General features: G+C 67.7%; 20 protein-coding genes and 1 tRNA gene. 4 read left to right on the top strand and 17 right to left on the bottom strand.

Features of this window, described 5'->3' with window-relative positions; genetic code table 11:
* Positions 1-24 precede the first annotated feature (24 nt).
* The 3 genes from AC0QTQ_RS00215 to kdsA form a co-directional block, all read right to left on the bottom strand.
* On the bottom strand, positions 25-1,254 hold the full coding sequence (locus AC0QTQ_RS00215; RefSeq protein ID WP_480257773.1) for a flagellin N-terminal helical domain-containing protein: 1,230 nt from the start codon (positions 1,252-1,254) through the stop codon (positions 25-27).
* A 225-nt stretch (positions 1,255-1,479) separates the two neighbouring features.
* Positions 1,480-2,298: a 3-deoxy-manno-octulosonate cytidylyltransferase gene (kdsB, locus tag AC0QTQ_RS00210; RefSeq protein ID WP_480257772.1), complete on the bottom strand. Its 819-nt coding sequence runs from the start codon at positions 2,296-2,298 to the stop codon at positions 1,480-1,482.
* Complete coding sequence (kdsA, locus tag AC0QTQ_RS00205; RefSeq protein ID WP_480257771.1) at positions 2,295-3,128, bottom strand: 3-deoxy-8-phosphooctulonate synthase; 834 nt, start codon at positions 3,126-3,128, stop codon at positions 2,295-2,297. The genes kdsB and kdsA overlap by 4 nt, the downstream gene beginning before the upstream one ends.
* Before the next feature lie 226 nt (positions 3,129-3,354).
* Between kdsA and AC0QTQ_RS00200 the strand changes: the two genes are divergently transcribed.
* Positions 3,355-5,397, top strand: coding sequence for a carboxypeptidase regulatory-like domain-containing protein (locus AC0QTQ_RS00200; protein ID WP_480257770.1), 2,043 nt, complete (start codon positions 3,355-3,357; stop codon positions 5,395-5,397).
* A 3-nt stretch (positions 5,398-5,400) separates the two neighbouring features.
* Here the strand turns inward: AC0QTQ_RS00200 and mtgA are convergent, their stop codons facing one another.
* The 7 genes from mtgA to AC0QTQ_RS00165 form a co-directional block, all read right to left on the bottom strand.
* Positions 5,401-6,153, bottom strand: coding sequence for a monofunctional biosynthetic peptidoglycan transglycosylase (mtgA, locus tag AC0QTQ_RS00195; protein ID WP_480257769.1), 753 nt, complete (start codon positions 6,151-6,153; stop codon positions 5,401-5,403).
* Between the two features lie 34 nt (positions 6,154-6,187).
* Complete coding sequence (locus AC0QTQ_RS00190; RefSeq protein WP_480257768.1) at positions 6,188-6,760, bottom strand: DUF1269 domain-containing protein; 573 nt, start codon at positions 6,758-6,760, stop codon at positions 6,188-6,190.
* Between the two features lie 83 nt (positions 6,761-6,843).
* Entirely contained in the window at positions 6,844-11,382 is a 4,539-nt protein-coding gene (gene gltB / locus AC0QTQ_RS00185; protein ID WP_480257767.1) for a glutamate synthase large subunit, read from the bottom strand.
* A 12-nt stretch (positions 11,383-11,394) separates the two neighbouring features.
* On the bottom strand, positions 11,395-12,114 hold the full coding sequence (locus AC0QTQ_RS00180) for a hypothetical protein (protein WP_480257766.1): 720 nt from the start codon (positions 12,112-12,114) through the stop codon (positions 11,395-11,397).
* A gap of 68 nt (positions 12,115-12,182) precedes the next feature.
* The gene (locus AC0QTQ_RS00175) at positions 12,183-13,616 is read right to left on the bottom strand and encodes an NAD(P)-dependent oxidoreductase (protein WP_121534019.1); all 1,434 of its coding nucleotides are present in this window, start codon (positions 13,614-13,616) and stop codon (positions 12,183-12,185) included.
* A 220-nt stretch (positions 13,617-13,836) separates the two neighbouring features.
* Positions 13,837-14,631, bottom strand: coding sequence for an undecaprenyl-diphosphate phosphatase (locus AC0QTQ_RS00170; RefSeq protein WP_480257765.1), 795 nt, complete (start codon positions 14,629-14,631; stop codon positions 13,837-13,839).
* Between the two features lie 39 nt (positions 14,632-14,670).
* The gene (locus AC0QTQ_RS00165) at positions 14,671-15,657 is read right to left on the bottom strand and encodes a complex I NDUFA9 subunit family protein (protein WP_480257764.1); all 987 of its coding nucleotides are present in this window, start codon (positions 15,655-15,657) and stop codon (positions 14,671-14,673) included.
* 159 nt (positions 15,658-15,816) lie between these two features.
* Between AC0QTQ_RS00165 and AC0QTQ_RS00160 the strand changes: the two genes are divergently transcribed.
* A tRNA-Leu gene (locus AC0QTQ_RS00160) sits at positions 15,817-15,901 on the top strand.
* A gap of 115 nt (positions 15,902-16,016) precedes the next feature.
* Here the strand turns inward: AC0QTQ_RS00160 and AC0QTQ_RS00155 are convergent.
* The 7 genes from AC0QTQ_RS00155 to AC0QTQ_RS00125 form a co-directional block, all read right to left on the bottom strand.
* Positions 16,017-16,994 (bottom strand): Lnb N-terminal periplasmic domain-containing protein, encoded by a 978-nt coding sequence (locus AC0QTQ_RS00155; protein ID WP_480257763.1) that lies wholly within the window; start codon positions 16,992-16,994, stop codon positions 16,017-16,019.
* A gap of 77 nt (positions 16,995-17,071) precedes the next feature.
* The gene (locus AC0QTQ_RS00150; RefSeq protein WP_480257762.1) at positions 17,072-18,094 is read right to left on the bottom strand and encodes a restriction endonuclease; all 1,023 of its coding nucleotides are present in this window, start codon (positions 18,092-18,094) and stop codon (positions 17,072-17,074) included.
* A 197-nt stretch (positions 18,095-18,291) separates the two neighbouring features.
* Positions 18,292-19,389 (bottom strand): flagellar basal body P-ring protein FlgI, encoded by a 1,098-nt coding sequence (locus tag AC0QTQ_RS00145; protein WP_480257761.1) that lies wholly within the window; start codon positions 19,387-19,389, stop codon positions 18,292-18,294.
* Positions 19,389-20,402, bottom strand: a complete 1,014-nt coding sequence (locus AC0QTQ_RS00140) for a flagellin (RefSeq protein ID WP_480257760.1) — start codon at positions 20,400-20,402, stop codon at positions 19,389-19,391. Before AC0QTQ_RS00140 ends, AC0QTQ_RS00145 begins: the two co-directional genes overlap by 1 nt.
* Before the next feature lies 1 nt (position 20,403).
* Entirely contained in the window at positions 20,404-21,849 is a 1,446-nt protein-coding gene (flgK, locus tag AC0QTQ_RS00135; RefSeq protein ID WP_480257759.1) for a flagellar hook-associated protein FlgK, read from the bottom strand.
* A 24-nt stretch (positions 21,850-21,873) separates the two neighbouring features.
* Positions 21,874-23,211: a flagellar hook protein FlgE gene (locus tag AC0QTQ_RS00130; RefSeq protein WP_121534027.1), complete on the bottom strand. Its 1,338-nt coding sequence runs from the start codon at positions 23,209-23,211 to the stop codon at positions 21,874-21,876.
* Positions 23,212-23,306: 95 nt separating this feature from the next.
* Complete coding sequence (locus AC0QTQ_RS00125; protein WP_480257758.1) at positions 23,307-24,158, bottom strand: flagellar motor protein MotB; 852 nt, start codon at positions 24,156-24,158, stop codon at positions 23,307-23,309.
* Positions 24,159-24,282: 124 nt separating this feature from the next.
* On the opposite strand from AC0QTQ_RS00125, the gene AC0QTQ_RS00120 reads away from it, so the two are divergent.
* Together AC0QTQ_RS00120 and AC0QTQ_RS00115 are read left to right on the top strand one after the other, a co-directional pair.
* A complete protein-coding gene (locus AC0QTQ_RS00120) occupies positions 24,283-24,903 on the top strand; it encodes a paraquat-inducible protein A (protein ID WP_480257757.1) in 621 nt (206 codons plus the stop codon).
* Positions 24,900-25,523, top strand: a complete 624-nt coding sequence (locus tag AC0QTQ_RS00115) for a paraquat-inducible protein A (RefSeq protein ID WP_480257756.1) — start codon at positions 24,900-24,902, stop codon at positions 25,521-25,523. Before AC0QTQ_RS00120 ends, AC0QTQ_RS00115 begins: the two co-directional genes overlap by 4 nt.

Genomic DNA, 25,523 nt, shown 5'->3' with positions numbered 1-25,523 from the left:
CTGAAGGCGCCCCGCCGGATGTCATCACTTGAACAGCGAGAGGATGTTCTGCGGCTGCTGGTTCGCGATCGACAGCGACTGGATGCCAAGCTGCTGCTGCGTCTGCAGCGCCTGCAGGCGGGCCGACGCTTCTTCCATGTCGGCGTCGACAAGGGCGCCGATGCCGGTCTTCATCGCATCCGTCAGCTTGGAGACGAAGTCCGCCTGGGTCTCCAGACGGGATTCGACCGAACCGAAGTTCGCGGCGGCGGTGGTGGCCGAATCGATCATCTTCTCGATGTTGGTCAGCTGCGCCGCGAGGGTCGAGTCGTCGGTCACGTCGATCGTCGCGAGCAGCGACAGATCGCCCGAATCCGCGTTCTTGTACTGGCCCGTCACGGTCAGTGCATTCGCGCTGGTGTTCGACAGGTTGAGCGTGCCGGTCGTGGTCGTGTCGTCGTAGGTCACGGTCAGTCCCGAGATCCCGAGGGCGTCGATCGCGTTCTTCAGGCCGAAGGCGATCGATTCCGACTTGTCGACACCGGCCCGCAGGTCGTCCTCGGTGACGGTGTAGGTCGCGCTCTGGTTGCCGATGTTCACCGAGATCGAGTCACCCGCGGCCAGGCCGGCAACCGTTCCGTCGACCACGATCGAGCCAGCGCCGCTGGTCGCATCGAGGCTGAACGCCGTGGTGTCGGCCCCGGCGGCGCTCAGCGCGCCGGCTGCCCCCGAGCCGGTCCCGAAGACGCTGCGGGCAGTGTAGCTGCCGGCGGAGAAATCCACCCCCGCGACCGAGATATAGGCCGCCGAGACATCCCCGCCGAGGGTGCGGTCCAGGGAGGACAGGATGTTGGTGGAGGCCTTGCTGCCGTCGATCAGGTTGAGCCCGTTGAACTGGGCCGAGCTGACCACGGACGCGATCTGCGCCTTCAGCGCGTCGACGTCGGTCTGGATCTTGCTGCGATCCTGGTTCTCGTCCTGCGCCGAGACGATCTTCGCCTGCATCTTGGTGAGCAGATCGGTCACCGTCTCCGACGCCTGGCGGGCCACGGCGACGGTCGATTCCCCAAGAGACAGGCTGTCGGAGATGCCCTGGAAGCCCTTCACGTCGGCTTCCATCACCTTCGAAATGGCCCAGACGGCCGCGTTGTCCTTCGCGCTGCCCACCGATTTGCCGGTCGAGATCTCGCCCTGCGTCTTCGAGAGGTTGGAGTTGATGCCCTTGAGCGTCTGCAGCGCGACCATGGCGCTGGTGTTCGTCAGAATGCTGGACATGTCAGTCCTTCACTTTCCATTCGGCGCTTTGCGCCGGCTTCAGATGCCGCTCCCTTTTGGGAGGCGGCGCTCGTGGCGTTCTGACCATGCGGCACGCCTGTTGCGTCGCCGCGCCATTCCATCGGAATGCGAGGTGATCCTTGCAAAGAGATGCTAACGGAAAGCTAAGGGCCGGCATTTCTGCCGGCCCCGAATGCTTCAAATTTTCAACGTAATGGCGACGTTTCAGTCGACGCCCATCTGCGCGAGATAGCCCTCGATCAGCGGCACGTCGCTCGGGTTGTTCAGCTCCCAGAATTTCGCACCGGGGGCAAAGACCTCGACCGTCGAGACCGGGTAGCCGTTTTCCAGGAACCGCAGCTGTTCGAGCCCTTCGAGCTGTTCGAGCGTGCCCGGCTCCCAGCCGGAATAGGCGGCGAGCGCGGCGCGGCGATAGGCGTAGAGCCCGACGTGGTGGAACACCGGCACGATGCCGTCGACCTCGCCCTTGCCATTGGTGAAGGGGATCACTTCCTTCGAGAAGTAAAGCGCCTGGCCCAGGTTGTTCGACACCACGGTGGTGGCGCCGACGCGGCCGTTGCGGCGATCCTCGATGAAATGGCCGACCGATTCGGCATCGCAGCGCAGCACCGGCGTGGCGATGCCGCACAACGGGTTGGCGCGCATCGCGGCGATCAGCGCGGTGACGAAGCCGGGGGGCGTCAGCGGGGCGTCGCCCTGCAGGTTGACGATGATCTCGGCGCCGATCCCGGCGCGGTCGATCGCCTGGGCGACGCGCTCGGTGCCGTTGCGGCAGGCGGCATCGGTCAGGATCACCTCTGCGCCGATGCGGGCGGCCTCGTCGGCGATGCGGTCGTCATCGGTCGCGACGTAGAGCGAGATCTCGCCGCCCGCCTCCTCGATCGCCTTGCGCCCGGCCATCACCGAGCGCTCGAGCAGGCTGCGCACCGTGCCCTTCGCCCCCTTCAGCGTGGCAAGCGGCTTGCCCGGGTAGCGGGTCGAGGCATAGCGCGCGGGGATGATGATGCAGGCGTCAGAGGTCATTTCGCGATCCGTTCCTTGTAGAGCGCGTCGAAGGCGCGCAGGTCGGCCACCAGGCCGCCGAGCTGATCGACCGGGATCATGTTCGGCCCGTCCGAGGGGGCGTTGTCCGGGTCCTGGTGGGTCTCGATGAAGAGCGCCGAGACCCCCACGGCACAGGCGGCCCGCGCCAGCACCGGCGCGAATTCGCGCTGCCCGCCCGAGGTGGTGCCCTGACCGCCCGGCTGCTGCACCGAATGGGTGGCGTCGAACACCACCGGATAGCCGGTCTGCGCCATGATCGGCAGACCGCGGAAATCGGTCACCAGGGTGTTGTAGCCGAACGAGGTGCCGCGGTCGCACAGCATGATGCGCTCGTTGCCGGTCGAGGCGATCTTGGCGGCGACATTGGCCATGTCCCAGGGCGCGAGGAACTGCCCCTTCTTCACGTTGATCGCCCGGCCGGTCTCGCCCGCGGCCAGCAGCAGGTCGGTCTGGCGGCACAGGAAGGCGGGGATCTGCAGCACGTCGCAGACCTCGGCGGCGATGGCGCAATGCCAGGGCTCATGCACGTCGGTCAGCACCGGCACGCCGAATTCCTTGCCGATGTCACCGAGGATCTGCAGCCCGACCTCCATCCCGAGCCCGCGGGTCGTCGCGAGCGAGGAGCGGTTCGCCTTGTCATAGCTCGCCTTGAAGATGAAGCGCGTGCCGGTCGGCGCGCAGGCCTCGGCAATGCGCTCGGCCATCATCCGGGCGTGGTCGCGGCTTTCAAGCTGGCACGGGCCGAGGATCAGGGCGATCGGGTTCGCCCCGCCGATCGCGATGTCGCCGATGGTCACGATGGAAGTCATGGTTCGTCCTTCACGCAATGCCTGCAGGCTGTTTCCTGCGGCATATATGGGATTTTCTCGGCGAAAGGCAGCCCATTCGCTCGGCCCGAGCGACATCGGGCACAGGGGGCGGCGTGTCGGCCATGAAAAAGCCGCAGAATTCTGCTTTACAGAAGGCGGACCATTGACCTCACCTTGCGCCGACGCTGCCCCGACCGCGACGGACGCTGGCAGAACGGATCGCGCAATGAGACAACCGACGGCTTTCGAGCAGGAACTGCTGCAATACATCAACCGCGCCCGGATGGACCCGGCCGGAGAGTTCGACGCGCTGATCGCCAATGCCGACAGCCGCACCGCCGTCGCGGCCGACGTCACCACCGCGATCCGCTATTTCGGCGTCGATCTTGCGCTGTTCCGCGAGCAGCTTGCCGCCTATGATCCGGTTGCGCCGCTGGCCTGGAACGGGCTTCTGGCCGATGCCGCGCTCGGGCACAGCCAGCTGATGATCGACCAGGACACGCAGGCGCATCAGCTGACCGGCGAGGCCGCGCTTGGCCCCCGGATCCTGGCCACCGGCTATGCGGCGCTGCGGGTGGGCGAGAACATCTTCGCCTATGCCGAGAATGCGCTTTATGCCCATGCCGGCTTCTTCATCGACTGGGGCTATGGCACCGGCGGCATGCAGGATCCGGCGGGGCACCGGATCACGATCCTGAACGGCGCCTATACCGAGATTGGCATCGGTGTGCTGGCCGACCGGTCCTCTGCGACCAGCGTCGGGCCCTGGGTGGTGACGCAGGACTTCGGCGCCCGCGCCGATACCCCGGTGCAACTGCTGGGCGCGGTCTTCGACGATGCCGATGGCGATTCCTTCTATGATGCGGGCGAGGGGATGGGCGGGGTCACCGTCACCATCGTGGGCAACGGCCGCACCGTCACCACCACGACCTGGGACGCGGGCGGCTATCAGCTGGCCCTCGATCCGGGCAGCTATTCGGTGGAATTCTCGGGCGGCGGGCTTTCGGGCGTGGTGCGCCGCACCATCACCATCGGCGCCGAGAACGTGGCGCTCGATGCGCAGGCCTCGGAGGCGGTGCCGGCCATCACCATGATCCGTGGCGACGATGCCGCGAACCTGCTGGCCGGCACGCCCTGGGCGGACCGCCTCTTCGGCGGGGCCGGGGCCGACACGCTGAATGGCGGGGCGGGCGCCGACACGCTGGACGGCGGCATCGGCAACGACCTGCTGAACGGCGGCGACGGGGCGGATCTGCTCTATGGCCGGCAGGACAACGACCGGCTCTTCGGCGGTGCGGGCGCCGACACGCTGGACGGCGGTTACGGCAACGACCTGCTGAATGGCGGCTTCGGCAATGACGTGCTGTTCGGCGGTGCCGGCGCGGACACGCTTGCGGGCGGCGCCGGGGCGGACCGGATGGTCGGCGGCGACGGCGCCGATCTCTATTATGTCGACTCGACGGCCGACCGGATCGTCGAGCTGGCCGGCGGGACGGGGATCGACCGGGTCTTCTCCTCGGTCAATTTCTCGCTGACGATGGGCTATCTCGAAAACCTCGTGCTCACCGGCACCGCGCAGCGCGGTTTCGGCAATGCGCTCGCAAACCGGATCACCGGCAATGCCGGTGACAATTTCATCGATGGCGGGCGGGGAGTCGACACCATGGTCGGTGGCGCGGGCAATGACGTCTACGTCGTGCGCGACCCCGGCGACCAGGTGATCGAGGCGGCGGGGCGGGGGCTCGATTCGGTCTGGGCCTACGTCTCGACCGTGCTTGCGCCGAATGTCGAGCGGCTGTTCCTGCAACCCGCCCGCGATGCCGCGGGCGTGGGCATCGAGGGGCTGAGCGGCACCGGCAACGTTCTGGCGAACACCATCTTCGGCAACGGTTTCGACAACACGCTGACCGGGCTTTGGGGCAATGACACCCTGCGCGGCGGTGCCGGCGCCGATGCCTTCGTGTTCAACCGCGCCCCCGGCGCCGGCAACGTCGACCACATCCTCGACTTCAACCGCACTGCCGTGGACGAGGGCGACACGCTGCGCATGGATCACGCGGTCTTCAGCGCGGTCGATCGTGGCGCGCTGGCGCCGTCGGCGTTTCAGGCCGGGGCGGTCGCGCAGGATGCCGAGGACCGCTTCCTCTATGACGCGGCGGCGGGGCGGTTGTGGTATGACGCCGACGGCAACGGGGCGGGGCAACGGGTTCTGGTCGCCACCTTCGCGGCCGGCACGGTGCTTGGCGCCGACGACATCTTCGTGTTCTGAGCGTCAGTTGTCCGAGAAGCAGGCGGCGCGGCCGTCGACGCGGATCGTCTCGGCCCCGTCCGAGATCGCCCGCGCGCGGCGCGAGACGAAAGTCGACGGGTGCGAGGCCGAGCGCCCCTTCGGATCGGGCAGCACTGCGGCCAGCAGCGCCGCCTGCCGCGCCGTCAGCTTGTCGGGCGTGGTGCGGAAATAGTGGAAGGCCGCGGCATTGACGCCGAACACGCCTTCGCCGAATTCCGCGACGTTGAGATAGATCTCGAGGATGCGCCGCTTGCTCCAGACGAATTCGGTGACCGGCGTCAGCGCCGCCTCCATCGCCTTGCGCAGCCAGCTGCGGCCCTGCCACAGGAAGACGTTCTTCACCGTCTGCTGGCTGATCGTCGAGGCGCCGCGGTCGGCGCCGGCATCGATCGCCTGCCGGATCGCCTTCATGTCGAAGCCCCAGTGGCGGCAGAAATTCGCGTCCTCCGCCGCGACGACCGAGCGCGCCATCACCGGCGCGATCTCCTCCATCGGCGTCCATTGCTGATCGACCGAGCCGAGCCGGCGCATCTCCGACCAGATTGTCAGGGTGATCGGCGGGTTGATGACGATATAGACGACGGCCAGCGCAATATAGGCCGCCGCAATGCCCAGCACGAGGCGCGCCAGCCAGCGCAGCGCCCACCGCAGGGGTGCGCTTGCGCCCTGTGCGGCCGCCCCGGCGGCCTTCTTGCCCGGTGATGTCCTGCGTGCTGCCATGGCGCCATAAGTCATGCCATGGCCCGTCAGGTCAAGCCATCCGCGGCCCTCAGTCGGGGCCTGCGCCGATCACCGGCCGCTTCCGCTCGGCCGCGGCGGCGGTCATCTCCTCGGCGCTGACCGAGGTGGTGCCTGCGCGCGCGATCGCGACGCGCAGCCGCGCCTCCATGTCCTCGGGCAGCTCGGTGCTCAGGCTGCGGCCGGTGGCGCCGAGATTGCGCAGCCGTTCGAGCACCTCGGCCGCCCGCGCCCGGCGCAGAAGCAGGAACAGAACGGCGCCCCCTTGCGGCAGGGCGGTGGCGGCGCGGCGCATGAAATCGTCGTTGATGCCGATATCCGCGTGTGCGCCGGCGAGTGCGCCGACCCCGGCCCCGATCGCCGCGCCCGCGACGGGGGCGAGGAACACCAGCCCGATCAGCGCGCCCCAGACGGTGCCGCCAAGCGCGCCGCTTGCCGTCAGGTTCAGCGGCTGGTGCAGGATCACCGCGCCCTCGGCGTCGCGCGTCGCCACCACCATGTCCTCGGCGTCGAGGAAGCCCGTGCGCTGCAGCTCGGCCAGCGAATCGCGCATGCCGAAGGCCGCCGTCTCGGTCTCGAAGGCTAGGATCAGAAGCTCGGTCATCTCGCTCTCCCGCGGCTGCAAACGAAAAGGGCGGAACCCGAAGGTCCCGCCCGTCAACGCACGAGGCGCCGTTTCGTTCCGTCTTACTCGGCGGGCATCGCCGCCGGCTCGTCGCTGAGCGGATAGGGCAGATGCACCAGCATCTCCTTCGGGCAGACCTGCAGGAAGTTCGCCCGTTCCGACTCCCAGTTCTGCAGGATGTCCGAGGCCTTGCGCGAGCCCGTCTCCTTCGCGTGCCGCTCGATCAGGGTGCGCAGCTGCGTCTCCCAGTGCGGGTGGCCGATGCCGCAGGTCACGATGCTCTCGAGGTTCATGTAATCCTCGGCGAGACCTTCGGGATCGTAGAGATAGGCCATGCCCCCGGTCATGCCGGCGCCGAAGTTCGCGCCGATCCGGCCAAGGATCACCGCGACGCCGCCGGTCATGTATTCGCAGCCGTTCGAGCCGCAGCCCTCGACCACCACCTTGGCGCCCGAGTTGCGCACCGCGAAACGCTCGCCCGCGCGGCCGGCGGCAAAGAGATAGCCGTCCGTCGCGCCATAGAGCACGGTGTTGCCGATGATCGTGTTCTCGGCCGCGACGAGCGGCGAGGACATCGGCGGACGCACCACGATGGTGCCGCCCGACAGGCCCTTCGCCACATAGTCGTTGGCGTCGCCCGCGACCTCGATCTTCAGCCCCGGCGCCGCGAAGGCGCCGAGCGACTGGCCGCAGGAGCCGGTCAGCTTCACCGTCAGATGGTCGGGCTGCAGCGCGTTGCGCATCCCGAAGTTCTTCACGATGTGGCTCGATGCGCGCGTGCCGATCGTGCGCAGCGTGTTGCGCACCGCATAGGACAGCTGCATCTTCTCGCCGTCCTCGAAGAAGCGGTGGCCGTCCTTGATGATCTCGGCATCGAGCGTATCGGGCACGTAGTTGCGCGGCTTCGAACGGTCGTAGACGATCTTGTCCCAGCCATCGACGGTGATCAGCAGCGGGTTGAGGTCGAGGTCATCAAGGTGGGCAGACCCGCGGCTGACCTGGGTCAGCAGGTCGGCACGCCCGATCACCTCGTCAAGCGAGCGCGCGCCGATCGAGGCGAGGATCTCGCGCACTTCCTGGGCGTAGAAGGTGATCAGGTTGACCACCTTGTCGGCCGTGCCGTGGAACTTGGCGCGCAGCACCGGGTCCTGGGTGCAGACGCCCACCGGACAGGTGTTCGACTGGCACTGACGGACCATGATGCAGCCCATGGCGATCAGCGCCGCGGTGCCGATGCCGTATTCCTCGGCGCCCATCATCGCCGCCATCACGATGTCACGGCCGGTGCGCAGACCACCATCCGTGCGCAGCGTGACGCGCTCGCGCAGCTTGTTCATCGCGAGGACCTGATGCGCCTCGGTCAGCCCCATCTCCCACGGCAGACCCGCGAACTTGATCGAGGTCGCGGGCGAAGCGCCGGTGCCGCCGTTGTGGCCCGAGATCAGGATGATGTCGGCCTTCGCCTTGGCCACGCCCGCCGCGATCGTGCCGACGCCCGACGACGCCACCAGCTTCACCGTGACCTTGGCGCGCGGGTTGATCTGCTTGAGGTCGTAGATCAGCTGCGCGAGGTCCTCGATCGAGTAGATGTCGTGGTGCGGCGGCGGCGAGATCAGCGTCACGCCCTTGGTCGAGTGCCGCAGACGCGCGATCAGCTCGGTCACCTTCATGCCCGGAAGCTGGCCGCCCTCGCCGGGCTTGGCGCCCTGCGCGACCTTGATCTCCAGCTCCTCGCAGTGGTTCAGGTATTCGGCGGTGACGCCGAACCGGCCCGAGGCCACCTGCTTGATCTTCGCCGACGGGTTGTCGCCGTTCGGTTCGGGCACGAAATGCGCCGGATCCTCGCCGCCCTCGCCAGAGTCCGACTTCGCGCCGATGCGGTTCATCGCCACGTTCAGCGTCTTGTGCGCCTCCGGCCCGAGCGCGCCGAGCGACATGCCCGGGGTGACGAAGCGCTTGCGGATCGAGGTGATCGATTCCACCTCCTCGATCGGCACCGCCTTGCCCAGCGGCTTGATGTCGAGCAGGTCGCGGATGTGAATGGGCGGGTTTGCCCGCATCATCGCCGAATACTGCTTCCACAGGTCATAGCTTGCCCGGTCGCAGGCCGATTGCAGCAGGTGCATCGTCTGCGCTTCCCAGGCGTGCTTCTCGCCGGTGCGGCGTGCCTTGTAGAAGCCGCCGATCGGCAGCACGTCCTGGCCACCCAGCCAGCCCTTCTTGTGCACCTCTTCCAGCTTGTGCTGGATGCCGTGCAGGCCGATGCCGGAGATGCGCGAATGCATGCCCGGGAAGAACTCGGCCACCATGGCGCGCGACAGGCCCACCGCCTCGAAGTTCAGACCACCGCGATAGGAGGAGATGATCGAGATCCCCATCTTCGCCATGATCTTCAGCAGGCCGGCATCGATCGCGTCGCGATAGCGGCGCATGTTGTCGACCAGCGAGCCGGTCAGCAGGCCGCGCTCGATGCGGTCGTTGATGCTGTCCTGCGCGAGGTAGGGGTTCACCGTCGTCGCGCCCGAGCCGATCAGCACGGCGAAGTAATGGCTGTCGATGCATTCGGCCGAGCGCACGTTCACCGAGGTGAAGGTCCGCAGCCCCTTGCGGGTCAGCCAGCTGTGCACCGCCGAGGTCGCGAGGATCATCGGCATCGCCACCTTCTCGGCGTCCTGGAACTCGTCGGTCAGCACGAGGTGCAGCGCGCCCGAGCGCACGGCATCCTCGGCCTCGGCGCGGATCCGTTCCAGCCCCTCGCGCAGCGCTTCCTGATCGGCGCCGGCGGGGAAGGTGCAGTCGATCACCGTCACCGACTCGCCGAAGACCTTCATCATCTCGGCATATTCGGCATTGGCGATGAACGGGCTCTCGAGGATCAGGATCTCGGTCTGCGAGCTGTCCTCGTCGAGCACGTTCTTCAGGTTGCCGAAGCGGGTCTTCAGCGACATCACCCGGCTTTCACGCAGAGAGTCGATCGGCGGGTTGGTGACCTGGGAGAAGTTCTGCCGGAAGAAGTGGCTCAGCGGGCGATACTGCTTCGACAGCACCGCGGGCGGCGTGTCGTCGCCCATCGAGGCGAGCGCTTCCTTGCCGTCCTCGGCCATCGGCGCAAGGATCTGCTCGAGATCCTCGAGCGAGTAGCCCGCCGCGATCTGCCGCTTGCGCAGATCGGCGCCCGCGTGCAGCGCCTTTTCCGGCACGTCGCGCATGATCGCGTTCAGGTCGATCACCTTCTCGACCCAGGCACCGAAGGGCTGGCTGTTGGCGAGCCGGTCCTTGATGTCCTTGTCGCGGTAGAGCTTGCCCTCGCGCATGTCGACGGCGATCATCTGCCCCGGCCCGAGCGCGCCCTTTTCGCGCACGTTCATCTCGTCGACCGGAACCATGCCGGCCTCGGAGCCCGCGATCAGCATGCCGTCGCCGGTGACCACATAGCGCATCGGGCGCAGGCCGTTGCGGTCAAGCCCGCCGCAGACCCAGCGGCCGTCGGTCATCGCGAGCGCCGCGGGGCCATCCCAGGGCTCCATCACCGCGTTGCAATAGGCATACATGTCCTGCCACGCCTTCGGCATGTCGGTCGTCGCCTTCGACCAGGCCTCGGGGACCAGCATCGTCTTCGTCATCGGCGCCGAGCGGCCCGAGCGCACCATCACCTCGAACACGGCATCGAGCGCGCCCGAGTCGGAGGTGCCCGACGGGATGATCGGCTTGATGTCCTCGGCCGCGTCGCCGAAGGCCGAGGAGGCCATGCGGATCTCGTGGCTCTTCATCCAGTTGATGTTGCCCTTGATCGTGTTGATCTCGCCGTTGTGGGCAAGCATGCGGAAGGGCTGCGCCAGCCACCACTGCGGGAAGGTGTTGGTGGAATAGCGCTGGTGATAGATCGCGAAGGCCGATTCAAAGCGCTCGTCCTTCAGGTCCGGATAGAACTCGGCGACCTGCTCGGCCAGCATCATGCCCTTGTAGATGATCGAGCGCGTCGACAGCGAGCAGATGTAGAGCCCGGCGATCTGCGCCGCGATCGCCGCCTTCTCGATGCGGCGGCGGATGATGTAGAGCTCGCGCTCGAAGGTCTCGTCGTCGATGTCCTTCTCGCAGCGGATCAGGATCTGCTCGATCTCGGGACGCGTCGCGTTCGCCTTCTCGCCCAGCACCTCGGTGTTCACCGGGACGTGGCGCCAGCCATAGATGTAGTGCCCCATCCGCAGCACTTCGCTCTCGACGATCGTGCGGCAGCGCTCCTGCGCGCTGAAGTCGGTGCGCGGCAGGAAGATCTGGCCGACGGCGACCTTCTTCTCCATGTCCGGCTCGTGGCCGGTGCGGCGGATCTGGTCATAGAAGAAGGGCGCCGGGATCTGCACGTGGATGCCCGCGCCGTCGCCGGTCTTGCCGTCGGCATCGACCGCGCCGCGGTGCCAGATCGCCTTCAGCGCCTCGATGCCGTTCGCCACGACCCGACGCGAGGCCTTGCCGTTGAGCGACACGACGAGACCCACGCCGCAGGACGACTTTTCATCGTCGTCGCGGTAGAGCGAGTTCTCTGCCATCCACTTGCGCTTCGCTTCCTCGGCGGCAACCCAGGCTTCATCGTATTTCGTCATCACAGTGCCTCCTCAGAGAGTGGGACGGTCAGGGTTCGGGGACATGTTGGTCATCATCATGTCGCAATCAAATTCGGGCTCGGCCGCGGCAAAGCCCTTGTCGCCCGGAAAGGCGAAGGTCACGGGCGCCTGCGAGATCTCGCTGCGGTCGCCCTGGACGGTTTCATAGGTCTCGGTGTCCGAGAAGAAGAGACGCAGCTTGCGCGAGATCAGCTGCATCCCCTTGCGGGTGGCAAGCGCATTGCCGGCGCCGTCCTCGATCCGCATCTCGAAGCCGCAGCGTTCGAGCGCCACGCCGCCGATCGTCACGCTCTCGCCGGTCAGCTGGTCGTGGCCGATGTAGCGCCGCACCTCGCCGCTGGTCGAGCGGGTGATGAAGTCGTAATCGTCACGGCCCGTCGACAGCAGCGCGCTGAACGAGGCATTGTCGGCCGAGGCGGCGGCGTCGAGCGCGTCATAGTCGCCGGTCTCGAGGTCGAGGCTGGCGATCCAGCGCGTCTCGCTGTCGATGTGGCTGCGGAAGAACTCGCCCTTGCCATCGGCCAGCGACACCCACTGATCGCCCGCGGGGTCGCCCGCGCAGCGATAGTGGTTGGCGACCTGGCACGAATGCAGCTGCACCGTCATCTCGAGCGTGCAGCCCGGCGGCGGCGCGAAGGTGCCGCCGGCCTGCGCCGGCAGTGCCGCGCACAGCCCTCCGAACAGAGCCAGATATGCCAGAGCCGGACGCATTCTCATCCTTCTTCCGAACTGGGTCGGGACCTCCCGTGCCGGCCGGGGCCGGACACGGGAAAGGTCGTTCACTCGGCCGCGACGCGCGAGGCGCCGTCGAGATACTTGACGATCTCGGCGCCGGCCTCGCGGCCGTCACGGATCGCCCAGACCACGAGCGAGGCACCGCGCACGATGTCGCCCACGGCATAGACGCCGGGCAGCGAGGTCGCATGGGTGCCGAAGGCCGCCTTGATCGTGCCCCAGCGGGTGGTCTCGAGCGCGTCGACGCCCCACATCTCGGGCAGGTTCTCGGGTTCGAAGCCGAGCGCCTTGATCACCAGATCGGCCGGTTCCTCGTAGATCCCGCCCTCGATCGGTTCCGGCGACTGCCGGCCCGAGGCGTCGGGCGCGCCGAGCTTCATGCGCTGGATCGACACCGAGCGCACCGGGTTGCCCGAGAAGGCCTTGGGCGCGGCGAGCCAGACGAATTCGGCGCCCTCTTCCTCGGCGTTCTTCACCTCGCGCTGCGAGCCCGGCATGTTCGCCCGGTCGCGGCGGTAGACGCATTTGACCGAGGTCGCGCCTTGACGGATCGAGGTGCGCACGCAGTCCATCGCGGTGTCGCCGCCACCGATCACCAGCACGCGCTTGCCCTCGGCGTTCAGCGTGCCGTCGTCGTATTCCGGGACGTCGTCGCCGAAGCCCTTCTTGTTCGAGGCGGTGAGGAAGTCGATCGCGCGCACGATGCCCGCGGCGTCGGCGCCCGGGTCGCGCAGGTCGCGCGTCTTGTAGACGCCCGTGGCGATCAGCACCGCGTCATGCTTGCCGCGGATCGCGTCGAAGGAGATGTCCTCGCCGACGTTGCAGTTCAGCACGAACTCGACGCCGCCTTCCTCGAGCTGTTTGACGCGGCTCATCACCACGTCCTTTTCCAGCTTGAAGCCCGGGATGCCATAGGTCAGCAGCCCGCCGGCGCGGTCGTGGCGTTCATAGACGGTCACCTGCACGCCCGCCCGGCGCAGCGCGTCGGCCGCGGCAAGGCCGCCCGGGCCGCCGCCGATGATGCCCACGCTTTCCGCGCGCTCGACCGCCGGCTTGATCGGCTTGACCCAGCCCATGTCCCAGGCGGTGTCGGTGATGTATTTCTCGATCGCGCCGATCGTCACCGTGCCGTGGCCCGACTGCTCGATCACGCAGTTGCCTTCGCACAGGCGATCCTGCGGACAGATCCGGCCGCAGATCTCGGGGAAGGTGTTGGTGGCCTGGCTGATCTCGTAGGCCTCCTGCAGCCGGCCCTCGGCGGTCAGGCGCAGCCAGTCGGGGATGTTGTTGTGCAGCGGGCAATGCGAGTGGCAGTAGGGCACGCCGCACTGGCTGCAGCGGCTGGCCTGCTCGGCCGCCTTGGCATCGGCGAACTCGCGGTAGATCTCGTGGAAATCCTGCGAGCGCACGGTCGCGTCACGCTTCTCGGGCATCTCCTTCGCCGTGTGGACGAACTTGAGCATGCGTTGCTGTGCCATGGATGCGCCTCCCATTGGTGCAATTCCGGGTGCGCATGAGTTACACCGCTTCGCGGAGGAATAAAAGTCAGCATATATGACCTAAATGGCCGAAAAATACCGGGATGACCGGGGGTGGGTGAATTTTTTGGGTCAAATAACGTCAGCAGTGATGACCTATGCGCAATTCGGCAAGAAAATCAGGGGCGGGAATCACCGATGTGAGGGTGATTCTCTCGTTTCAGTTGACGACACCGGCCTGCGCAAGGGCAAGCAGAACCGCGCCGAAGGCGATGCGATAGATCGCGAAAGAGGTGAAGCGATGGGTCCGGATGAAGCCGAGCAGCCATTTCACCGCGACGAAGGCGGTCACGGTCGACACGGCAAAGGCGATGCCGAGCCCGGTCCAGTCTTCCTGGCCGACGCCGTCCTTCACCTGCTTCAGAAGCTCGTAGCCGCTCGCCGCATACATCGTGGGGATGCCGACGAGGAAGGCGAACTCGGTCGCCGCGGCGCGGTTCGGGGTGCCGAGCAGCATCGCCGCAAAGATCGTCGCGCCCGAGCGCGAGGTGCCGGGGAAGATCCCGGCGACGATCTGCGCAAGACCCACGGCAATCGCGACGCGCAAGGTGATGCGGGTGCTGTCGGGCAGCCGCGCGGCAAGGGCCTCGGCGCCGAGGATCCAGAAACCGCCCAGAACCAGGGCCCAGGCGATGGGGGTGACCGTCTCGGGCAGCTCGAACCCCAGCTTCTTCACCACCAGGCCAAGCACGGCGGTGATCCCAAAGGCGATGGCCAGCTTGAGCAGGTAATCGCGGTTCTCGGGGTCGCGCCAGTTCAGGAACAACCCGACGATCCGCTGCCAGTAGATCAGCGTGACGGCGAGGATCGCCCCCGCCTGGATCACGATGTTGTAGGTGTCGGACCGGGCGCCAAGCCAGTGTTCGGCCAGCAGCAGGTGCCCGGTGCTCGAGATCGGCAGGAACTCGGTGATGCCCTCGATGATGCCGAGGAGCACGTCATTCAGATAGGACAAGCTGTCCTCCCATGCGGGATGTGCTGCCGCCGCCCCGGATCAGGACGGCTTGCGCAGGTTCTTCGCCGAGGCCTGGATCGTCTCGTACTGCCCATGCGGGCGGAAGCGCCACAGGTAGTCGGGCAGGATCGCCCCCATCGGCGTGGGGGTGATGCCGAGCGCGTCGAAGCCCTTGGCGCCGGCCGAGACCACACTGTCGGTGTAGAGGTTGCGGACCTGGTCGAAGGTCAGGACCTTGTTCGCGACGAGCCCGCCGGTCAGCCCCTGCACCGCATCGCCCGCGACCCCGATCGCCGAGGCGACGACGCGCGGCAGGTTCAGCACCAGACGGCGGCGGTCGATCACCGCGAGCATGCGCTGCATCAGCTGCTTGAAGGTCTCGACGTCCGGGCCGCCCAGTTCGAAGACGCCCTGCGCCTCGCCCAGCACGCCCTTGACCGCGGCCTTCGCCACGTCGTCGACATAGACCGGCTGGAAGCGGGTGTTGCCGCCGGCGATCGGCAGGATCGGGCCGAATTTCGTCATCGCGGCGAATTTGTTGAAGAACTGGTCCTCGGTGCCGAAGATCACCGAGGGGCGCAGGATCATCGCCGTCGGGAAGGCCTTGAGCACCGCCGCCTCGCCTGCGGCCTTGGTCCGGCTGTACTCGCTGTGCGAGCCGGCATCGGCACCAAGCGCCGAGATGTGCACCAGCCGGGTGACGCCGGTTTCCGCCGCGATCTTCGCGATGCGCTGCGCGCCTTCGGCATGGATCGCACCGAAGCGGTTCTTGCCGCGGCCGAGCAGGATGCCGACGCAGTTCACCACCGCATCCGCGCCGTGCATCGCGGCGCGCACGCTCGCGTCGTCACGGACGTTGCACAGCACCGGCTCGACCTGGCCGACGGCGCCATAGGGCTTGGTGAAGAGAGCCTCGTTCGGGCGCCGCACGGCGATGCGCACGCGCCAGCCTTCCTTCGCCATCCGGCGGGCGATGTACCGCCCGACGAAACCCGAACCGCCATAGATCGTGACCAGCTTCGACATCGGCTTCGGCCCCCTGCTGAGAAAAAGTCGCATTCTGATTACCGCCAACCCCCCTGCCAAACAAGACCCTGACGAAGGTGTTGCAGCGACGTGAAGATTTTCTTTCGAAACCCTGTTGACACTCCCGGCGGGGGTCGGTAAATCCCCCTCACATCACCGGCCCAGGTGGCGGAATTGGTAGACGCGCACGGTTCAGGTCCGTGTGCCGCAAGGCGTGGAGGTTCGAGTCCTCTTCTGGGCACCAATACTTCGAAAGCCTCGCAACCCCTTCAGGTTGCGAGGCTTTCGTGTTTTCTGGCCGTCGCTGCCGATGCCGGGAGACCGCCGCGTCGCGCGCTCCCGGGGCGCCGGCCACGCCGCTATCTCAGCCGGATCGCCGCGGAGTAACCAAGACCGGGATGCCGCCCCTCGGACCCGGGACGCAGCAGCGCCGCGGCCCGCCGTTCGGCCATCGTGCCCTCGCCGCCGAGGACATGGAGCGCCTCGAGATATTCGGGCAGGCGGCCCGACAGGATCAGCTTGTCGTTCAGCGGCAGATCCGATTTCAGGCCAAGCGCGAGCCCATAGACCACCGTCGTGCAATTCGCCGTGATGGTGTTGTAAAAGCGCGGCTGACGTTCGAGCTGCCGGGCAAGCTCGACATAGGACAGGAACAGCGTGCGGCGCTGTTCGGCGGTGAGAATCACCGGATACATCCGCACCTCCTCGCGCCGCAGGTCGGTGCGCAGGCGCAGGATGTCGCGCTCGGTCGCGGCGATCAGCACCAGTTCGAACTGCCGGAAGAAGCCGCCGATCTCGTTGAACTCCTCGCCCTTTTCGCGACGGATCTCGACCGAGAAGACGACATGCTCGCCGGTGCTGAAGCCGAAGCTCACCAGAAGATGGGCGATATCGGGGTTGTCCCAGACCGAGGTGATCATGTCGACGGTCTCAAGCTGGTCCAGATCGACGCGGCGGGTGATCCAGCGCGGCGTCGCGTCGTCCTTGCTGTGCCAGTCGAAGTCGCGGATGTCCGCGAGCGTGACGATCCCGCCCGAAACCCGCGCCGTCACGCCGCGCGACACGTCCACCGCCCAGTCCCGGTCGGCACGCGGGGTGATCGTCTGATACCAGCCACCAACCACCAGCGCCGCCAGGGCCAGCACGGCCCAGCCGGCCGGGCGTCTGCGGGTCCGTGCGGTGACGGCGCCGGCCGCGGCCAGCACCAGCGCGGCGAGGGCGGCAAGGCGCGGGAGGCCCGCCAGGTGCAGCCAGAGCGCCGTAGCGGCCCAGAGGCTGCCGGCCAGCACCGTCAGCGCGAAAAGGACATTGGAGAAAAGGCGCAGGGCGCGGGCCATCGGAACTGTCCTCTGCCGGAATTCGGGAACTTGCGAAACGGAGGGGCGGCCTGGGGTGGGGCGGCGCCGCGACCGGCTCAGCCCTGCAGATCGGGCACGTAGATCTGCTTGAGCGGAATGATCGAGCGATAGCGCGGGGCGAGCCGCGCATAATGCGCGAGCAGCAGCTCCACGAAGTCCTCGCCGTCGATCAGCCGCAGCTTCGGGCGGTTGCGCTCCAGCTGGATCGACTGGCTGCTGAAGGACCCGAGCGTGATGAAAAGACCGCATTCGCCGTCGCCCAGGGTGCCGAGCAGCTGATCGACCTCGGGGCGTGAAATCTGATCGGTCCTGCGCTTGCACTGGACCTTCAGGATCGGCGGCTCGAACCCCAGCTTGTCGCGATGCGCGATCACGTCGACGCCGCCGTCGCCCGCCCGCGGCGTCACGCGGGCAGTGTAATCCATGCACTCGAGCAGATGGGCGACGAGTTCCTCGAATTCATAGCCGGTCAGTTTCGTCATGATCTGCCGGATCACGAAATCGCCGGTCGTCATTTCGGCCTGCCGCGACACCGCCACGGTGGCGGTATCGTCATCGGTCGCGGTCTCGGCCGGCAGGAGGGCGGCCTCGGGCGGTTGCGGCACGGCCAGGCCGACCTTGTCCAGAAACTCCGCCGCGTGTTCGCGCACGGCGAAGAGCGTGATGAAGGAGCCGATCTCGTTCAGCGCGCTCTGGCTGAAGTTGCTGCGCGGGAACCGGCCCAGCCACGCGACGTGGCGCTGGTTGGGGTATTCGTCGGGATCGCCCGGCACATGCGCGTAATCGCCCCGGAAGCGTCCGATATTGACCATGCGGTCGTGCTTCGAGGGATAGATGACGATGTCGCCGGGGCGGATCTCGCGGCAGAAGCGGAACAACGTGCCGGCATCGACGGGCAGGGCGCCCGGCTTCTTGTCGGGATAGGTGCGGGCGAGCGCGGTCTTCAGCGCCTCGCGGTCCGGATACTGGCCGAGATCGCCCAGTTCGGGCCAGCCGATGGCGACATAGCCAAGTTCGATCGGCCGCGCGGCGACATGTTCGCCCATGTGGATGCCCCAAACCGCGCTTTGCTGTGCCATGCGTCCGTCCTTGTGAAATCCGCCTCGACGAGGCGGCTTCATTGCTAGGTCGGGAGCGTGCCCCGATCAAGGGGAGGGGCCGTGACCCGCCCTTCGGGACGGCTGCCGCGGGGGGCAGCGCCGCGCCACCGTGCGTCCGGCAGAGGGCGAGCGTCGGCGCTCTCCCCGGCCCGGTGGCCGCCGCGCTTGGCGCGCCCCTAGTTCAGGACCATCTCCGCATGCAGCGCGCCGGCGGCGTGGATGCTGTTGAGGATGTCGATCATGTCGCGCGGGGGCACGCCGAGCGCGTTCAGCCCTGCAACGACATCCGAGAGCGAACTTGTGCTGGCGATCTCGGCGATCTTCGAGCCGCCGCCCTGCTCGATGCTGGCATTGGTGCGCGGCACGACCACAGTCTCGCCGCGGGCGAAGGGGTTCGGCTGCGATACCATCGGGGTTTCCTCGATCCGCAGCGTCAGGCTGCCCTGGCTGACGGCAACGCGGGAGATCCGGACATCCTCGCCGATCACGATCGTGCCCGAACGCTGGTCGATCACCACGCGCGCTTTCTGCTCGGGCTCGATCCGGATGTTCTCGATCCGGCTGATGACATGGGCGGCGTTCGAGGCCCCGGCCTGGCCGAGGTCGACCGAGACCGTGCCCGCATCCGTCATCCGCGCGACCCGCCGGTGGAATTCGCGGTTGATCGAGGCCTCGATCCGCGAGGCGGTGGTGAAATCTGGCGTCCGGAGTGCAAGGCGGACCTCGCGCAGGCTGTCGAGCTCGAAGGCGACCTCGCGCTCGACGCGCGCGCCCGACGGGATCGTGCCCGAGGTCGGCACGCCGCGCGTCACGCTGGCGGCCTGGCCGCTGGCCGAGACGCCGCCGGCGATGATCGTGCCCTGCGCGACGGCGTAGATCTCGCCATCCGCCGCCTTTAGCGGGGTCATCACCAGCGTGCCGCCAAGCAGGCTCTTCGCATCGCCGATCGCGGAAACCGTCACGTCGATCTCGCGGCCGGAGCGGGCGAAGGCGGGAAGCGAGGCGGTCACCAGAACCGCCGCGACGTTCTTCGGCCGGACCTGTTCGCCGGTCACGTTGACGCCCAGACGTTCGAGGACGTTCGACATGATCTCTTCGGTGAAGGGGGCGTTGCGGATGCCGTCGCCGGTGCCGTTCAGGCCGACCACCAGCCCGTATCCGACAAGATCGTTGCCGCGCACGCCGTCGAACTCGACCAGATCCTTGATGCGGATCGAGGCGGCCTCGACCGAGAGGGGCAGGAGCAGCAGGACCAGCAGGGCGAGAAGGCGCATCACAGGTAATCCGTCAGATGCATGCCGGAAAGCCGCGAGGTGAGCGCGTAGAGCGTTTCCAGCTGGGTCTGGACCGCCTTCAGGGCGGTTGAAGTCTCATAGGGATCGGCGGCCACCATGCCGAGCCTCGCGGTTTCAAGGCTGGTCCGTTCGGCGCCGTTGCGGGTCTTCGCCGCCGCAGTGGCCTCTTCCGCCACGCCGACCTCGGCGCGGGTGCCGGTGAGCGCGCTGCTGGCCGAGAGCACCTGCTGACCGGCGGTCTCGAGTACCCGGGAGCGCAGCGCAGCATCCGCCGGCACCATGTCCTTCGCGACAAGGGCCGACAGCGCCAGCCCCTGCAGGACATCGCGCAGCCGGGTGTCCGCCGCGGTGATGTCGGCGGAGACGGCCACGGTCTCGGAAACGCGCTGCGGCGCGAGCGGGCTGGCACTGCCCTGATAGGCCAGATCGCCATAGCCGCCGCTGCCGGCGGGGGCGGCAAACCAGTCGTTCACCGCGGTGATGATCTCGTCCGCCGTCGAAAGCCCCGAGACCGCGGTCGAAAGCGCGGTCAGGATCTGGTCGGGATCCGCCAGCGGCCGGGTGGCGGTGTCCATCCCGGCAAAGACATAGCGTCCGGCCGCCTGCGTGTTCAGCGCGCCCGCCACCGCGGCAAACCGCTGCGCGCCGTCCTTCGCCGCGGCGGCAAGGGCCGCGCTGTCGCCATTCTGCCCGGCGGAGATCAGCGTCGTCCCGAATTCCGCCGTCTGATCCTGGATCGTGCCGAGCGCGGTCTGCATCACCGAGAGGAAGGTGCCGGTGACGCTGGCCGAGGTGTCATAGGCATCGAGCCGCGCGATGGAGGCGACGAGGGCCGAATAGCCGGTGAATTCCCCCTTCAGCGCCGCGCCGACATCCTGCTGCACGCCGCTTGCCACCTCGTCGGTCAGCCGGGCGAGGGTGGTCTTCAGCTGCTGGTTGTGCTGCCGGAAGCGGAAGCTCTGCGCCATGTCGCCGATCGATACATAGGCCATCTCAAAGCTCCAGAATCCGTTGCATCATGTCGTCGATCGCCTGGATGACACGGGCGTTCGCCGCATAGCTCTGCTCGATTTGCAGAAGGGTCTGCATCTCGTAATCGGTGTCGATCCCCTCGGACAAGGCCGCCTCCGACAGGCTGTCGTGCTGTGCTGCCGCCGAGGTGCTGCGCAGCTCGGCGGACTGGCGGGCGGTCGAGGCCTGCGAGAGCAGCTCGGCCGCGAGGCCCGCAGCGCTGCGTGCGGCCGTGCCAAGCGCACCGGACGCCGGCACGACGTCCTGGGCGAGCGCGTCGGAGAGTGCGTTCAGCAGCGTCGCATTGCCGACCGGCCCCTGTGCCGTGGCCCCGAGCCCGTCGCGCAGGCGCCAGACCGCACCGCCCGCGGCGGGATCGACCAGCGCGTTGAGCCGGAGGCGGCCGGCGAGCCCCGCCTCGTTCGCGGCATCGAAGGCCGTGCCGGCATCGGTGAAGAGGCCCGCCGCGCCTGCCGCGAGGGTCGGGTCCACGCCCGGGTCCGCGAAACGCTCGACAAGGTTGCGGGCGAGGGCGTCGATCTGCGATTGCGCCGCGGGGGCGAGCGTGTCGCGCACCGCGAATGTGGCGCCGAGCGTGCCGCCGCCCAGCACGCCGTCATCCGTCGACGCGATCGGCTGGCCGTTGATCGTCAGACCGGAGAGCGCGCCGCCCGCCAGGGTCATGTCCGCGGTCATCGCCCCGACCGGGGTGAAGCCGATCTCGACCGTCGAGGTCCCGTCAAGCAAAAGCGCCCCGCCGGTGGTGTAAAGCGTCACCTGCCCGCCCTGATGGGGGGCGCTGCGCAAGGGCACGATCTCGCCGATCTTGGCGATCAGGGCCTGACGCGTGTCGATCAGGCCGTTCGCATCGCGCCCGTTCGCCAGCTCGCCGGTGATCGTCCGGTTCAGATCGGCAACCTGTTGCAGCGCCGCGTTCAGGGTGTCGACCTGCGTCGCGATCGAGCGGTCGGCCTCCAGCCGGCTGTGCTGCAGATCGGCGGAAACCGCGTTGAGCTTGTCGGCGAGCGTGCCGGCCGCGGTGGCGGCGGCGGTCAGCCGGGCGGTGCTGTCGGGTTGACTCGAGGCCGCGATCAGCGAGGTCTCGAGATCGGAAAAGGCGGTCGAGAGCGACCCGCTCTCGCCGGGCGTGCCAAGCTGATCCTCGAAGCGCTGCAGAAAGCTGGTCCGGGTTTCGGCATTGCCGGCTGCGGCGCCGGCAAGACGCAGGTTTTGCTGCAGCGACTCGCTGACCGCGCGCGACACGCTGTCGATGCTCACCCCGCCGCCGGTGCGGGCGGAGAGCCCGACCTCGCGCCGCGCATAGCCATCGGTCAGCGCATTCGCGATGTTCGAGGAGACGACCTCTGCCATCCGCGACGTGGCCGTCAGCCCGGAGGTGGCGTTGTTGAAGGCCGATGAGATGCTCATGAGATCGTCTCCCGCTTACGGGCTTCAGCGCTTGATGTTCGTCGTCTCCTGCAACATCTCGTCCACGGTCTGGATGACCTTGGCGTTCGAGGAGTAGGCGCGCTGGGTCTGGATCAGGTTGGTCAGCTCCTGCGCCACGTCGACGGCCGAGCCCTCGCGCGCATAGCCCTCGATCGTGCCCGTCGGGCCGTCGCCGGCATCCCACAGGAAGAACGAGCCGGAGGTCGGCGAGACCTGAAAGGTCTGGTTGTCGAGCGCGCTGAGCCCGTTCGGATTCGGCACGTCGACCAGCGGGATCTGATAGACCGTCCGGATGAAGCCGGTGTCGTAGGTGGCCTTGATGAAGCCCGCGTCGTCGATCTCGACCGCGGTCAGATTGCCGACCGGCGAGCCGTCCTTGGTGATCGAGGTCGGCGCGAAATCGGTGGCGAGCTGCGTCAGACCGTTGGCATCGCCGATCTTGCCGATCGTCAGGGTGATGTTCTGCAGCCCCTCGGCCACGCCGAGGCTCACGGTGCCGGTCGCGGGGTCATAGGTGCCGCCCGACAGCGTCGAGACCGAGGCGAGCGTGCCGCCGTTCACGCTGGTGTTGTCGAAGACCAGCGTATACTCGCCCATGATGCTTTCGTCCGCGGCGGTGGCCGGATCGTCGATCGTCGCCGAATCGCGGATCACCATCGTCCATTCGTTCGAGGAGCCGCTCGCCGGCACCGTGGGCGTGAAGGTGATGTCGAGCGATTCCGAATTCCCGAGGTTCCCGAAATACTCGACCGAGAGCGGCAGCGCATCGCCGCTGCTGCCCGCGCCGGTTTCCGAGGAGGGCAGATTTACCCCGAGGTTCATCGCCGTGGTCGGGTCGCCCGCGGTCTGGTTGGCGTTGATCACCACCGGAACGAGGCCGCCGACGGTGTCGCGCGGCATCGTCGGGATCGAGCCGTCGGCATTCGCCGGCCAGCCCAGCAGCACAAGCCCAGAATCGGTGCGCAGCACGCCGTCGCTGTCGGTGTGGAACGACCCCGTGGTGGTCATCATCAGCGGCTGTTCGCCCTGCGTCTTGTCATAGGTCGCGGCGCTGGCAACGGGGAGGAAGCCACGGCCGGACACCGCGAGATCGGTCGCGTTGGCGGTGGAGACGATCGAGCCGCGCTCGTCGATCAGCCGCCCGGTCGAGGCGCGGACGCCGCCGGCGGAATAGGTGCCCGAATTGCGGGTCTGCGCGAGAACCATGCTTTCGAAATCGGTGGTGGCGCGCTTGTACCCATAGGTGCCGGAATTGGCGATGTTGTCGGAGATCGTCGCGAGTCGGGTCGCATTGGCCGCAAGGCCGGCCACACCCGCATTGAGCGAAGAGGAAATGGACATGAAAGCGCCTTTCTGCTGCTGCGTCCTTCGATCAGCCGGAACTCTGCGGCAGGCCGTGTTAACAGCCGCCTAACATGGCCGATTTTCCCGCTTTTCTAGTGCTGCTCGCGCAGCAGGATCAGTTCGAGCCGGTTGTTGCGGGCCGCCATCGGCGGCTCGGTCGCCGGGGCGCGGTCGGCATAGCCGGTCACCCGCTGGATCCGCTGCCGGTCGAATCCCTTCTGCTCGAGCTGCGCGCGCATCGCCTGCGCCCGGGCCAGCGACAGGTCCCACACCGGGTTCTCGCGCAGCATCGCGGGATAGGCATGCACATGGCCGTTCAGCGCGACCTTGTTGGTGACCAGGCCGAAGACCTTCGCCAGCACCGCCGCGATCTCGCCCAGAACGGGTTCGGGCGTGGCGCTGTCGCCGGTGAACAGCGGCGCCCCGTCGAGATCGAAGAACTCGACGATCAGCCCCTCGTCCGTCACCCGCGTCACGATGTGCCGCGCCAGGTTCTGCGTCGCCATCGACTCGCCGCCCAGCCCCTGCAGGGCCGAATCGACATCGCGCGCCATCTGCGCGAATTGCTGCTGGTCCTGCGAGCCGTCGGCGACGTCCGCGCCGCCAGCGCCCTGCGCCTGCTGCACGGTCGTCGGCCGCTGTTCGGAGGCGCCGGTGCCGTTCTGCGCCATCTGCCGGTCCGAGAACACCGAATCGCCGCCGAAGGCGCCGTCGCCCCCGCCCGAGACCCGGTTGATCGGCACCGTCGGATTGAAGTAGTCGGCCAGCCCCTTGCGCTGTTTCTCCGTGGTCGCGTTCAGCAGCCACATCACCAGGAAGAAGGCCATCATCGCGGTGACGAAGTCGGCATAGGCCACCTTCCAAGCGCCGCCGTGCCCGCCGCCGCCGCGCACCACCTTCTTGCGCTTGATGATCACCGGGACGGCGTTGTCGCGCATGCTCATCGGTGCCCCCCGCCTGCTCCTCCGGCAGGCCTAGCAGCGCGGCATTAATGTGCCCTTAACGGGAAAAATCCGCCGGCGGTCGCGCGCGACTTGCGGCGCGGCGGGGGGAGACTATGTTCGGGGCATGTCCGTGCCGCCCGAGACCATAGACGCGCTGATCGCCTGCCCGCGCTGCGATACGCTGCATCGCAGCCATGCGCTGGCCGAGACCGAGCGCGCCGCCTGCGCGCGCTGCGGCACATTGCTGATCACCCCGCGGACCCGGTCCTTCCTGCATGTCGTGGCGCTGTCCTTCACCGCGATGATCCTGATGGTGGCGGCGGTGTTCTTCCCCTTCCTCGGCATCTCCTCGCACGGGCTGTCGCATGAAAGCTCGGTCTTCGAGGCGGCGATGGCGTTCTCGGACGGCTGGCTCGCGCCGCTGTCGCTTGCCGTGCTGCTGGCGATCGTGCTGCTGCCCGTCGCCCGTTTCACCGCGCTGATCTACACGCTCTGGCCGCTGGCGAACGGCCGTCCGCCGTTTCGCCACGCCGCCTTCGCCTTTCGCTTCGCCGAGGAGCTGCAGCCCTGGTCGATGGCCGAGATCTTCGTCATCGGCACCGGCGTCGCGCTGGTGAAGGTGGCGGGGCTCGCCGAGATTTCCTTCGGCCCCGCGTTCTGGGCCTTTTGCACGCTGATCGTGGTCACCGTGCTGAAGACCGCCTTCATGAGCAAGTGGACGATCTGGGAGGCGATCGGCCGATGACCGACCATCCCCCCTTCCTCACCGCGACCGATGCCGGGTTGACCGGCTGCACCAGCTGCGGCCGGGTCTGGCCCGCGGGCACGGCGCGCTGCGGCCGCTGTGGCGCGCATCTGCACCCGGTCAGCACCGCAAGCCTGCAACCGGTCTGGGCCTGGTGGGCGGCGGGGCTGATCTTCTACATTCCGGCGAACCTCTATCCGATGCTGCTGACCGCGACGCTCACCGGGCATCAGCAGAACACCATCCTCGGCGGCGCGGTCGAGCTGGCGCAGCACGGCAGCTGGGGCGTGGCGGGGATCATCTTCCTTGCCTCGATCCTGATCCCGATCTCGAAATTCCTCGCCATCGCCTATCTTGCCCTGTCCGTCGGCACCGAGCGGCGGGCCGGCAGTCACCGCCATCTGCTGCTCTACGAGGTGGTCGAGTTCATCGGCCGCTGGTCGATGATCGACGTCTTCGTGGTGGCGGTTCTGTCGGCGCTGGTGCAGCTCGGCTTCGTCGCCTCGATCCATCCGGGGCCGGCCGCCGCGGCCTTCGCGCTTTCGGTTGCCTTCACCATGCTCTCGGCGCAAAGCTTCGACCCCCGGCTGATCTGGCGCGGCCCCACGGAGAACGAGTGA

It is taken from the genome of Paenirhodobacter sp. YD-8, from assembly GCF_056590935.1.
The sequence above is the reverse complement of the archived record's forward strand: the minus strand, read 5'-3'. Positions and strand labels throughout refer to the sequence as shown.